Here is an 11,570-nt window from a genome sequence, read left to right on the forward strand (position 1 = left end):
AAAACAGCCCGATACGCTACGCTTATCGGGCCTGCAGGTTAACTGCAATTTATTGAATTTGAACGATCATACAAGCCGAATAAAGCATTTACGCCGCTCCGGCAAGACGCTACAGGTGCGTGAGTAAAACTTACAGCGCCATCAGTTTGTCCAGCGACGGCGCGAAGTAATAGCCGCCAGTGACCGGTTTGGTGAAACGTAACATTGCGTCACGTTTGCCATCGCTATCGCCAAACATGCTCAGCAGCTGCTGCTCAATGTTGTGCAGACGTGCGCAGTAAGCGCAGAAGTACAACCCGTGCGTGCCGCTGGCGGTGCCGTATGGCAAGCTCTGGCGAACAATCTTCAGCCCTTTGCCGTCTTCTTTCAGATCAACGCGGGTCAGGTGAGAAGTTTCCGGGCGTTCGTCGCCGTCGATCTCTTCGTTGGCCTCTTTGGTACGACCGATCATCATCTCCTGATCATGAACGCTCATACGGTTAAGCTGCTTCAGGTTATGTTCCCAACGCTGTACAAACACGTAACTACCGCCTGCATCCACGCCGTCTTTGATAACCGCCACTTCGCGACGCGTCTCTTCACCCGCAGGGTTTTCTGTACCGTCAACAAAGCCGCTCAGGTCACGTTCCTCAACCCAACGGAAGCCGTGGATCTCCTCTTTCACTTCAATGCAGTCACCAAAGGCTTCCATCGCCGCCTGGGCGACAGAGAAGTTTACGTCATGACGCAGAGAAAGAATGTGGATCAACACATCAAACTGGGTCGTTGGCGCAAGACCTTTACCGTAACCCGGAAAATCTTTCAGCTCTTCGGCACCCACGCCGCCGCTCAGAGCACGCCAGGTGTTGTTGCCAAAGGCAACCACCGCGCCGAGATGCGCATCCGGGAATTTTGCTTCAAAGGTTGCCAGTTTATCGGCAAAGGTTTTACTGGCCGCACGCAGGGCATCAACTTCCCCTTTAACGTTGGCTTCAATCCAAATCGCTGCGCGGCAATGTTCTGGCAAAATGCCACTCTGAACCTGAGACATTGTTCCTCCTGAAAATAAGAATGCCACGCAATCCGTGGCATTGTTGGGCGCTATCTTACGTGTTTTTTTGCGGCGGCGGTTTGTTCAGACGCAAATTAACGCCGCCAGATAATTTTACTGACTTTCCAGTTTTTCAGGGTATCGTCTGAAGGCATTAACCCTTCAGGACCACTCCACTCACCGCTGAACTGGTAGCTAATATGTTGGCTGCCTTCGGCTTTACATTCCACAGCACGATTATCATCACCGTCGGCTTTTTGGCAATTGCCAAATGCTTTGCTGTAAAGGTCGCTAAACGGTGTTCCGATTTTAACACCCGTGTCAGCAGGAATATCGCTATCAAGCACATCAATGCGGCTGATTGTGCCCTGATCGCCATTAATCACCATCGCCACGTTGTCGCCTTTCATTACTTCGAAAAAGCGCACAACATTACCGTTCGCAGTTTTCATTCCGCTGCGCAGGCGATAATCACCATCAAGCGCATCGGCAATGGCTTGTTCTTGTAGCGGCGTAGACGCCGTTAATTCACCCACCCCCTGCTCGCTCACTTTGGTGGACGACCCAAACCAGTTCCACGGGTTAGCGGCAGACCAGTTAACTGACGACATGGTGGAACAGCCGGTCAGCATCAACGGCATAGCGCATAACAATAAACGCAGCGATTTCATGTCACTTCCTTTGGTTATTCAATAACGTTGCTTGGAGTGCAAATTTGCAAAAAAGTGCCGTTAGAAGCTGATGGCAAACACAGAATTGCCTGATGCGCTACGCTTATCAGGCCTGTTTTTTCCTGCAATGTATTGAATTTGCGAAAATTTGTAGGCTGAATAAGCCGTTCACGCCGCATCCGGCATAAACAAAGCGCGCCTCTGCGCTATTCTTTTTCTTCATTAAAACAGGCACGTAAGCGTCGATTGGTCAAAAGCCAGATTAACGCCACAATATCTGCCACCACCAGCGCCAGACCGATACCGCTAACAGATTCACCGTTCAGCCACAGCCACGGTTGCCAGCAAAGCAAAACGAACTGCGCCAACAGCAACAGAAAATAGAGCACATGCCAGATACGGGGAAACGTAGCCCGCCGACCACTCAGCAAAAACGCCAGCACCGCCGGAATGCCGGGAATCAACCCCAGCCAGAAATTATCGTGATCGGGATAAAACAGATTCAGCAGCGCAGTACCCTGCTCGCGCGATGCACCGGCAATCACAAACAGTACCCAGGTTCGCGCCTGTAGCAAAAGCACAATCCAGAAGAGAAAAGGTAAACGCAGGCGTCCGTGCGCATCATAATGGACAGGATGAAACTCAGTACTCTTCATCTTCAATCAAACGCTTACCCAGACTCAGCACATCGGCGTGTTCATATCCCAGACGTTCATACATTCCAAGCACCATGTCGTTATCTTCCGGCACGTTGATCTGAATTTTCGGGCAACCACGAGCAATCAGCTTTTTCTCCAGTCGATTAAGCAGCGCATTGGCAATCCCACGCCCGCGAAACTCTGGATGCACGCCAAGATAATAAGCAGATCCGCGATGCCCGTCATAACCCCCCATCACCGTTCCGACCACTTCACCGTTCACCTCAGCGACCAGAAACAAACTGACGTCATGGTTCATCTTGCGCTCGATGTCCATTTCCGGATCATTCCACGGACGCAGCAAGTCGCAACGCTCCCAAAGGGTGATGACCTCTTCGAAATCTTCCTGGCGAAATACGCGTATCTCCATGGTATTCGTTACCTTTTTGCGGGTTAAAAGGGTGATTATGGCGTGAACGGTTGAATTAGCCAATATCTGACGAAAATCGGTTGAAAAAGTGGCATAATGGGGAGTTGTCAACTATTGAAATGAAAAGTAAAACAATTCTCAACAGCAAACGGTCGTAACGGATTACGCGATACGATATAACATCTGGAACTTTATTATTACAACTCAGGCCGTATGAGCACTTTTAAACCACTAAAAACACTCACTTCGCGCCGCCAGGTGCTGAAAGCCGGATTGGCTGCCCTGACGTTGTCAGGCATGTCGCAAGCCATCGCTAAAGAAGAACCTTTAAAAACCAGTAACGGACATAGCAAGCCAAAAGCCAAAAAAGCTGGCGGCAAACGTGTCGTTGTTCTCGATCCAGGCCACGGCGGGATTGATACCGGAGCGATCGGTCGCAACGGTTCGAAAGAAAAACACGTGGTGCTGGCGATTGCTAAAAACGTCCGTTCCATTTTGCGCAATCATGGCATTGATGCGCGTTTAACGCGTTCTGGCGATACGTTTATCCCACTGTACGATCGCGTTGAAATCGCCCATAAACATGGCGCGGATCTGTTTATGTCAATTCACGCCGACGGCTTTACCAACCCAAAAGCCGCTGGTGCATCAGTCTTTGCCCTCTCTAACCGTGGCGCAAGTAGTGCGATGGCAAAATATTTGTCGGAACGCGAAAACCGTGCCGATGAAGTCGCCGGGAAAAAAGCGACTGACAGGGATCATCTATTGCAACAAGTGCTGTTTGATCTGGTGCAAACAGATACCATTAAAAACAGCCTGACGCTTGGCTCGCATATTCTGAAGAAGATTAAGCCGGTGCATAAACTTCACAGCCGCAACACCGAACAAGCCGCATTTGTGGTGTTGAAATCGCCGTCGGTTCCTTCAGTGCTGGTGGAAACTTCGTTTATCACCAACCCGGAAGAAGAGCGACTGTTAGGCACGGCGGCGTTTCGTCAGAAAATTGCCTCTGCCATTGCCGAAGGCGTGATCAGTTATTTCCACTGGTTTGACAACCAGAAAGCACACTCGAAAAAGCGGTAAGTTATGAAGCCCGACGCACACCAGGTTAAACAGTTCCTGCTCAACCTTCAGGACACAATTTGCCAACAGCTAAGCGCCGTAGATGGCACAGAGTTTGTCGAAGATAGCTGGCAGCGCGAAGCTGGTGGCGGCGGGCGTAGCCGGGTGTTGCGTAATGGTGGAGTTTTCGAACAGGCGGGCGTTAACTTTTCTCACGTCCACGGTGATGCGATGCCGGCTTCCGCCACCGCTCATCGCCCGGATCTTGCCGGGCGCAGTTTTGAGGCGATGGGCGTTTCGCTGGTCGTGCATCCGCATAACCCGTATGTCCCCACCAGCCACGCGAATGTGCGCTTTTTTATTGCCGAAAAACCAGGCGCCGATCCTGTCTGGTGGTTTGGCGGTGGCTTCGACTTAACCCCCTTCTATGGCTTTGAAGAAGACGCCATTCACTGGCACCGCACCGCCCGCGAGCTGTGCCAGCCATTTGGTGAAGACGTTTATCCACGTTATAAAAAGTGGTGCGACGAATACTTCTACCTCAAACATCGCAACGAACAGCGCGGCATTGGCGGGCTGTTCTTTGATGATCTGAACACGCCAGATTTCGACCACTGTTTTGCCTTTATGCAGGCGGTAGGCAAAGGCTACACCGACGCATACTTGCCTATTGTTGAGCGACGTAAAGCGATGGAATACGGCGAGCGCGAGCGTAATTTCCAGCTCTACCGTCGCGGGCGTTATGTCGAATTCAACCTGGTCTGGGATCGCGGCACGCTGTTTGGCTTGCAAACCGGCGGGCGCACCGAATCAATCCTGATGTCAATGCCGCCGCTGGTACGCTGGGAGTACGATTATCAACCGGAAGAAGGCAGCCCGGAAGCGGCGTTGAGCGAGTTTATTAAGGTCAGGGATTGGGTATGATTTCCTCACCCCAACTCCTGCATCCGCTGATGCAGCGTCAGTGATGGCTTCTCGGCAAACAGTTGCTGATAATCCGTGGCAAATTGCCCCAGATGCCAGAATCCCCACTGCATGGCGGCGTCTTTTACCGTTGTGCTTTGCGACCACGGGCTTATCAGTTCGCGGCGCACAGCGTTCAGGCGAATGCGTTTCAGCCACGCGTTCGGGCCAATGCCTAAAATAGCGTGAAACGCGTTTTGTAACGTACGGCGACTGACATGCAGTTGATTGCACAAGTCCAGCACCGTTACCGGTTCGGACATGTTTTCCAGCACATATTCGCGGGCGCGGGAAAGCAAACGGCGGTAACTCTGATGACTAATGCTTTCCGCCGTCACCATTGGCTGCGCTTCTTCCAGCATCGCCCCCATCGCCAGCAGCAAATTGTCACCCAGCACTTTACGTACCGCAGGCTGATGCAAATTCTCGGGATTCTCGCAAAATGTTGCCAGCGCCTGCTGGACAAAGCCCCACAGCGCGGCTTTATGCTGCTCTTTCACTTCAAGCGCCGACTGGCTACGCAGCATATGTAATACCCGATCAGGATTATGCAAAAAGTTAGCCTGCCGGGTAATGACATCTTCAGAAAGCACCACGCCAAGAATGGTGTAATCGTCCGGCGTACTTAATTCAAACTCGGTGCCACCAGGGCGTGTGGCAATTTCTGCGCTTCCCAGACATTGCGAACCGATAAATCCCTGTTCGCCACGCGTCGCCGGAATGCCAAACCAGAAAGAGTTCGGCCAGACCAGGCACGACTGACGCAGCGCCAGACCGGTGTATTCACGGAAAACCTGAATATCATCAAGCAGGATTTCCGTAAATTCACCATGAAACTTGCCCGGATGGAGCTGATCGTAAATCTGCTGCCAGGCGGTAATCGTCAAAGCATGTTCATAGACATCCGTTGTCTGTCGTTGATGAACATTATCCACTTCGACCTTCGGCGTGAGCTTCAGGTTTTCGGGTAAGGGTTCATGATAAAGATGGTGCAAATTGGCTGTTTGGGTCTTTTTCATGATGTTAATGCCGGGTGTTGTAGGACACCCGGCATCTCCGACAGGTTAATGGGGCTTGAGACGATAACGACTACTGCGTTTACGCAACGTCCCGGCAGAAAAGAGCTGTTCGAGCGCATTTCTGGCTTTTTCCAGCGGCCAGCCAAAGTGGGCAGCCACTTCTCCTGCCGTCATTCCCTGACGTACTGATGTTAACAGCGCCAACAACTCGTCAGCAGATCCCTCGGCAATAGCGGACGCGTCAGGTTGCTTCGGCTGGCGGTTAAAGCCAGTAACCAGCCACTGGGTGTCATCATCAGGCCGACCAATTTCCTTACGGCTGATGACGCGCCCGGTACGCGAAACCACATGCGCGAGAAATGCGGTATCTTGCTTATCGTTCGCCCACTGGAACGCCGCGCCATTTTCAATATGCGCAACCATCGCATCCAGGCCGGCACGCACTTCCGCCGGGTTTGGCCCACCAAGCATAATCAACACTTCACCGGCAGTCGGCGACGGACCGTGCGCCGCTCCCGCATACAGCGAGCGGCCATAAACCACTTCCACCATCGCCTGTTTGGTCGCTTCGTCAGCCGCAATGTAGGTAACATCATCAGAGTCGGCGGAAATCAGCCCGAGACTACGAATATGCGGCGGCAATTTCAGTTCACGCGCAAAATCAGCGTTAACGGAGGCAATCACCCGCATGGCGGTGACCGACGGTCGAATCAAATCTAAAGCTGGCATGATGCCTCCTTATCGGGTCATGTTGATGCCGGATGCTTTCTGCTCCAGCATACGTTTCGCCAAATCCACAATGACGGCTGCGGCTTCAACCGGCGGCGTACCGCCCTGGTGAATGTTAGAGATACAGGTGCGATCGGCCTCAACGGTGGTCGCCATACGCGGTGAGTAAACGGCGTAGCAGGAGAGACTTTCCGACTGTCCTAACCCCGGGCGTTCGCCCACCAGCAGAATCACCACTTTCGCGCCGAGAAGTTCGCCAATCTGGTCTTCAATCTTCACGCGACCATAACGAACAAAGAACGGCGTACCGACTTTCAGTCCCGCATGTTGCAGACCCGCCATCAGCGGCGGCAGGATCTCTTCATAGTTGACGGTGATGGCATCAGTTGACAGGCCATCGGAGACAACGACCTGTACGTCCGGATTGGCAACGCACTGTGCTTTCAGGGCTTCAACGGCTTCCGCACACAGACGACGCCCCATGTCCGGGCGAGTCAGGTAGAGATTTTTGTCGCTGATTTCAGAGCGTACTTCCAGCAGCTCCTGCGCTTTCACCCACTCTTCCGGCACTTCTTTCAGGACGGTGTCTTTCGAACGTGAGTGGTCGGCCAGGAAACGCAGCAGCGCCTGAGTACGCGGACGCGGACCGGCACGACCGGTACAAACGCGAGCCACAGTGCTGCGGCGCAGTTCTGTTAATACGTCTGCGCGATGCGGATTTTCCACGCCAATCCATGCCTTCGCTTCAGCGGAACCTAAATCCAGCGCGCAGCTTTCAAAGGTCACCGGCGCAGCGCACGTTGTGGTGGCGCATTTTGTTTCCGCTGGCGCGGCATCCGCCTGTCCCATTGACGCCATCACGCTGCGTACAATTTCTTCAATCTGTTTTTGATCCATGATGTGTTATCTCCGCGTCATCAGAAGAACAGTGACGGATCGCCCGCCCGTTTGGTCAGGCGACCGTTTGCCATAATGCCCATGCTTTCCAGCCAACGTTCAAACTCCGGTGACGGACGCAAATTCAACAGTTGGCGCACTGTGGCGGTGTCATGGAAGGCGGTGGTCTGATAGTTGAGCATGATGTCATCGCCCAGCGGCATCCCCATGATGTAGTTGCAGCCTGCGGTTGCGAGCAGGATCATCAGGTTTTCGTTGAGGTTCTGGTCAGCATCAGCGTGGTTGGTGTAGCAGCAGTCACAGCCCATAGAGATGCCGCTCAGCTTGCCCATAAAGTGATCTTCTAAGCCAGCACGGATAATCTGGCGGTCGTTGTAGAGATACTCCGGCCCAATAAAACCGACCACGGTGTTGACGATAAACGGATCGTAATGACGCGCCAGCCCATAGTTACGAGCTTCCATCGTCACCTGGTCAGCGCCGAAGTTAGCGCCAGCGGAGAGCGCAGAACCTTGTCCGGTTTCGAAGTAGAGGCAGTTTTCCCCGGCAATACGGTTGAACTCCGCGCCCACTGCGCGCGCTTCGTCAAGCATCGCCAGTTCCACGCCAAACTCTTTCAGCCCTTTTTCGCTGCCGCAGATACTCTGGAAAATCAGCCCGCCTGGTGCGCCACGACGAATCGCTTCTATCTGGGTGGTGACATGCGCCAGCACGCAGCCCTGGGTTGGAATATTGAATTTGTCGATCACACCGTAAATGGTATCCAGCACACGGCTTAAGTTTTCCACGTCGTCCGTCACCGGGTTGACGCCAATCACCGCATCGCCCACCCCGAAAGAAAGCCCTTCGTAGATTTGCGCGGCGATACTTTGCACATCGTCACGGGTATCATTTGGCTGCAAACGGGCGCTGAAAGTGCCTGGGATACCGATGGTGGTATTGGCCTTTTTGATCACCGGCATTTTCTTCGCGCCGTAGATCAGGTCCGCGTTGGAGCAAATCTTCGCCACCGCTGCGACCACTTCCGAGGTCAGCCCTTTGCGGGTAAAAGCAATGTCGTCAACGCTGGTCTCGTCGCTCAGCACATACTCGCGCAGCTCGCTGATACTCCAGTTTTTAATCTGGTTATAGGCCGTTTCGTTAACGTCGTCCTGAATCAGCCGCGTCACACAGTCATCTTCATAGGCAATCACCGGATTATTGCGGATATCCGCTACCGTCATTTCCGACAACACCTGCTTTGCCGCCACGCGCTCCTGCGAGCTTGCCGCAGCAACGCCCGCCAGCACATCCCCCGAACGCAGTTCGTTGGCTTTAGCCAGCACCTCTTTTACATCCTTAAACTGATATACATTGCCGAACAATGTGGTCTTTAGTTTCATAAGTCGTTCCCTCAGGAAGGAAATGCGAGTGATTTCACCGTCACCGGCACAACCGATCCGCCAAAAAGAGGCGTACCAATGTCGATATAGTCCCCCGCGCGAACAATCACTTCGTCAATGACTGCCAACGGGAGTTGTTGTAGCTGTGGGCGCAATAACATACCCAGAGCTTTACCAAAGTCCTGCCCGGCTACCACCAGCAGGGGATGCGGATTCGGAAAACGCGCGACGAAATCGACCAGCGCGTTGATGACCGTCAGTACCGAGGCGTAACGCACCGGAAGCCCGGCGGGAAGCGCCAGCACGTACGCGTCAGTTTTGGGGCAAAGATCAAGCTGAATCAGCGCCTGTTGCCAGGCATTCACCAGATCCGTTTCATCAATCGGGATCGCCACCGGCAAATTGCGCAGCGGCAGTTGTACGCCCTCCAGCCAGATAGTGCTGCCCGAGAGCGAAAGGGTATGCGCGCCCGCGCCAATCACCGTGGCGCGCACGGTTTGCGCAGGAAACTGCACGTTCATCTCACGCAGACGCGGATGCTCATGCAGCGCCGTTGCCAGCAACGGGCCAATATCGGCAAAACAGAACGGGTCAGCGGGCTGGTGGCGATAACATTCGCCCACGCCGCCGGAGAGCGTAATGATTTCGGGCGTAACACCTGCCGGCAGCAAACCGGTTTGCATCAATGCCTGCGCGAGCGGCGAGAGCGTTCCGTCAATCACTTCAACAATCAGTTCTGCCATCCGGCGGGTAACCTGCACCAGCTGCGCGCCAGTCAGCGAACGGGCGTCGGTGCCTGCGCCGAAGCACTCATCCACAATCATCTGCCCCGGTTTATGGGCGTAAACCACGCGTCCCTGGCTGTCGGTTTCCAACAGGCGACCGCCAACGTTCAGGCAGGCAGTCCCGCTGATTTTTCCAGCTTCGAACAAGGCGTAGTTCGCGGTGCCGCCGCCGATGTCGATATTCAGTACCCGACACAGCCGTTGTTCAGAGAGGGTTTGCGCCCCGGCACCGTGGCCTGCAATCACCGATTCGAGATGCGGTCCGGCGCTGGCGACCACAAAATCGCCCAGCGACAGGGAGAGCGTCATCACCGCCGGACGGGCGTTGCGGGTTTTCGCGCTTTCGCCGGTGATGATGATGGCGCCGGAATCGACGCTTTCCGGCGCGATGCCCGCAGCCTGATATTGCTCGAGGATTAAGGTTTTCAGTTCCGCTTCTTTTAAACCGCCCTGTTTATCGACAGGGGTAAAGAACACCGGGCTTTGCCAGCTAATTTCGCGTTTGATAAATTCGTAGCGCGGCACCTGCGACACCGCCGCACGGTTAACCAGTTCCAGATGGGAGAAGATCACCTGAGTGGTAGTGGTGCCGATATCGATACCGACGCTCAGTAGCTGGCGAGTGCTCACGATTGCGCCTCCGCTGCGTTTTTAGCCGTTGCCGCGTTTTCTTTTGGCACCAGCATCATCGCCACGCCAATCGCCGTGACGCCGCCAATCAACTTGCCGACAATCATCGGGAAGATCATGGCGTTCATGTTGGCAGCCGCGAAGCCTAAATGGTCGCCCAGGGCGAAGGCTGCGGAAACGGCGAAGGCGCAGTTGATGACTTTGCCGCGAGTATCCATCTGCTTCATCATGCCGAACATCGGGATATTGTTGGCAAGCGTCGCCACCATGCCTGCTGCCGCGATATTGTTCATATTCAGCACTTTACCGACGCTCATCAGCGGTTTTTCAAACCAGCGGGTCAGCAGCAGTACCATCGGATACGCGCCAAGCAGGACGCAGGAGATCGAGCCGATAACTTCAATCGCGCGCATCACTTCGCCAGGTTTGTCGCCAGGCGCCATAAAGATCGGATCAAGACCGGGGATCAGTTCCCAGCCAAGCAGGAATTTCACCACCGCAGCGGCAAGACCGAGGGTGATTAATGCAACGAGAAATTTGGCGAAGATCTGGAAGCCGTTGATCATTTTTTCCGGGATGAACTTCAGCCCCAGCGCCACCAGCACCGCAACGATAAGTACCGGGATCATGTTCATCAGGATCAGCGCGAAGGTGAACTCCACCGGCTGACCGTTGATCTGTACGCCGGAGTACATTGCCACCAAGCCACCGGCAATACAGCCAATCGGAATAGTCACAATGCCCGCCAGCACGCCGAGCGCCAGGTAACGACGATCTGAGGGTTCGATAATGCCGAGCGCCACCGGAATGGAAAACACAATCGTTGGCCCCATCATCGATCCGAGAATTAACCCAGAGTATAGCCACGCTGCTACGTCACCGCCCGCCAGCTCTTTGGCGAGGAAGAAGCCGCCCATATCACACGCCAGCAGTGTTCCGGCAAATATGGAAGGGTTTGCGCCGAGCACTTCATAAACGGGGATGATTACCGGCCCAAGTACATGCGCCAGTACCGGTGCCAGCGCGGTCATACCGACCATTGCCAGGCCAAGCGCGCCCATTGCCATAAATCCTTCTTCAAACTGACCGCCGGATCCTTCGATACTTTTACCGAACTTACCGAGGAAACGAGCAGAACCACCGAACTGCGACAGGATCCTGTCTACGGCAGCTATCAGCATAAAGAACATCATGATGTACATGATGATTTCGTTAATTCCCATCGCCTTTACTCCCTGTTAGTTGTTATTTATTGGCGGATGCGGCGTGAACGCCTTATCCGCCCTACCTGTGCAATCCCCCAGGCTGGATAAGACGCGGCAAGCGTCGCATCC

The 11,570-nt window shown here is 54.1% G+C and carries 12 protein-coding genes; 2 read left to right on the top strand and 10 right to left on the bottom strand.

From position 1 onward, the window contains the following. Positions 1-130: 130 nt before the first annotated feature. The 4 genes from yfeX to A7589_RS04995 form a co-directional block, all read right to left on the bottom strand. Positions 131-1,030, bottom strand: coding sequence for a porphyrinogen peroxidase (gene yfeX / locus A7589_RS04980; RefSeq protein WP_010356930.1), 900 nt, complete (start codon positions 1,028-1,030; stop codon positions 131-133). A 95-nt stretch (positions 1,031-1,125) separates the two neighbouring features. Beyond that, entirely contained in the window at positions 1,126-1,701 is a 576-nt protein-coding gene (locus A7589_RS04985; protein ID WP_000838931.1) for an RpoE-regulated lipoprotein, read from the bottom strand. Between the two features lie 206 nt (positions 1,702-1,907). Then, the gene (locus tag A7589_RS04990; RefSeq protein ID WP_010356932.1) at positions 1,908-2,357 is read right to left on the bottom strand and encodes a DUF2919 domain-containing protein; all 450 of its coding nucleotides are present in this window, start codon (positions 2,355-2,357) and stop codon (positions 1,908-1,910) included. Further along, positions 2,344-2,769 (bottom strand): GNAT family acetyltransferase, encoded by a 426-nt coding sequence (locus A7589_RS04995; RefSeq protein ID WP_000406000.1) that lies wholly within the window; start codon positions 2,767-2,769, stop codon positions 2,344-2,346. The genes A7589_RS04990 and A7589_RS04995 overlap by 14 nt, the downstream gene beginning before the upstream one ends. Before the next feature lie 213 nt (positions 2,770-2,982). Between A7589_RS04995 and amiA the strand changes: the two genes are divergently transcribed. Then, positions 2,983-3,852 carry an N-acetylmuramoyl-L-alanine amidase AmiA gene (gene amiA, locus A7589_RS05000; protein ID WP_000102901.1) on the top strand — a complete coding sequence of 290 codons (870 nt, stop codon included), beginning with the start codon at positions 2,983-2,985 and terminating at the stop codon, positions 3,850-3,852. A gap of 3 nt (positions 3,853-3,855) precedes the next feature. Beyond that, entirely contained in the window at positions 3,856-4,755 is a 900-nt protein-coding gene (gene hemF / locus A7589_RS05005; RefSeq protein ID WP_000801357.1) for an oxygen-dependent coproporphyrinogen oxidase, read from the top strand. A 5-nt stretch (positions 4,756-4,760) separates the two neighbouring features. Here hemF and eutR read toward each other — a convergent pair whose 3' ends face one another. Genes eutR through eutH form a run of 6 tightly spaced genes read right to left on the bottom strand, consistent with a single transcriptional unit; the run spans position 4,761 to position 11,459 of the window. After that, positions 4,761-5,813, bottom strand: a complete 1,053-nt coding sequence (eutR, locus tag A7589_RS05010) for an HTH-type transcriptional regulator EutR (RefSeq protein WP_105282681.1) — start codon at positions 5,811-5,813, stop codon at positions 4,761-4,763. A gap of 45 nt (positions 5,814-5,858) precedes the next feature. Then, a complete protein-coding gene (gene eutL, locus A7589_RS23200) occupies positions 5,859-6,542 on the bottom strand; it encodes an ethanolamine utilization microcompartment protein EutL (protein WP_108188747.1) in 684 nt (227 codons plus the stop codon). Between the two features lie 9 nt (positions 6,543-6,551). Then, positions 6,552-7,439 carry an ethanolamine ammonia-lyase subunit beta gene (gene eutC, locus A7589_RS05020; protein ID WP_108188748.1) on the bottom strand — a complete coding sequence of 296 codons (888 nt, stop codon included), beginning with the start codon at positions 7,437-7,439 and terminating at the stop codon, positions 6,552-6,554. Between the two features lie 20 nt (positions 7,440-7,459). Further along, positions 7,460-8,821 carry an ethanolamine ammonia-lyase subunit alpha gene (eutB, locus tag A7589_RS05025; protein WP_000769961.1) on the bottom strand — a complete coding sequence of 454 codons (1,362 nt, stop codon included), beginning with the start codon at positions 8,819-8,821 and terminating at the stop codon, positions 7,460-7,462. Between the two features lie 11 nt (positions 8,822-8,832). After that, complete coding sequence (eutA, locus tag A7589_RS05030) at positions 8,833-10,236, bottom strand: ethanolamine ammonia-lyase reactivating factor EutA (RefSeq protein WP_000107569.1); 1,404 nt, start codon at positions 10,234-10,236, stop codon at positions 8,833-8,835. Then, complete coding sequence (gene eutH, locus A7589_RS05035; protein WP_000512403.1) at positions 10,233-11,459, bottom strand: ethanolamine utilization protein EutH; 1,227 nt, start codon at positions 11,457-11,459, stop codon at positions 10,233-10,235. Before eutH ends, eutA begins: the two co-directional genes overlap by 4 nt. Positions 11,460-11,570 lie beyond the last annotated feature (111 nt).

Origin of the sequence: Escherichia sp. MOD1-EC6475 (assembly GCF_003046645.1) — a bacterium.
Classification (GTDB): Bacteria; Pseudomonadota; Gammaproteobacteria; order Enterobacterales; family Enterobacteriaceae; genus Escherichia; species Escherichia ruysiae.

What these genes read in the sequence shown, in the direction of transcription:
- yfeX (WP_010356930.1), bottom strand. Translation starts at nt 1,030, where the DNA reads ATGTCTCAGGTTCAGAGTGGCATTTTGCCAGAACATTGCCGCGCAGCG.
- A7589_RS04985 (WP_000838931.1), bottom strand. Translation starts at nt 1,701, where the DNA reads ATGAAATCGCTGCGTTTATTGTTATGCGCTATGCCGTTGATGCTGACC.
- A7589_RS04990 (WP_010356932.1), bottom strand. Translation starts at nt 2,357, where the DNA reads ATGAAGAGTACTGAGTTTCATCCTGTCCATTATGATGCGCACGGACGC.
- A7589_RS04995 (WP_000406000.1), bottom strand. Translation starts at nt 2,769, where the DNA reads ATGGAGATACGCGTATTTCGCCAGGAAGATTTCGAAGAGGTCATCACC.
- amiA (WP_000102901.1), top strand. Translation starts at nt 2,983, where the DNA reads ATGAGCACTTTTAAACCACTAAAAACACTCACTTCGCGCCGCCAGGTG.
- hemF (WP_000801357.1), top strand. Translation starts at nt 3,856, where the DNA reads ATGAAGCCCGACGCACACCAGGTTAAACAGTTCCTGCTCAACCTTCAG.
- eutR (WP_105282681.1), bottom strand. Translation starts at nt 5,813, where the DNA reads ATGAAAAAGACCCAAACAGCCAATTTGCACCATCTTTATCATGAACCC.
- eutL (WP_108188747.1), bottom strand. Translation starts at nt 6,542, where the DNA reads ATGCCAGCTTTAGATTTGATTCGACCGTCGGTCACCGCCATGCGGGTG.
- eutC (WP_108188748.1), bottom strand. Translation starts at nt 7,439, where the DNA reads ATGGATCAAAAACAGATTGAAGAAATTGTACGCAGCGTGATGGCGTCA.
- eutB (WP_000769961.1), bottom strand. Translation starts at nt 8,821, where the DNA reads ATGAAACTAAAGACCACATTGTTCGGCAATGTATATCAGTTTAAGGAT.
- eutH (WP_000512403.1), bottom strand. Translation starts at nt 11,459, where the DNA reads ATGGGAATTAACGAAATCATCATGTACATCATGATGTTCTTTATGCTG.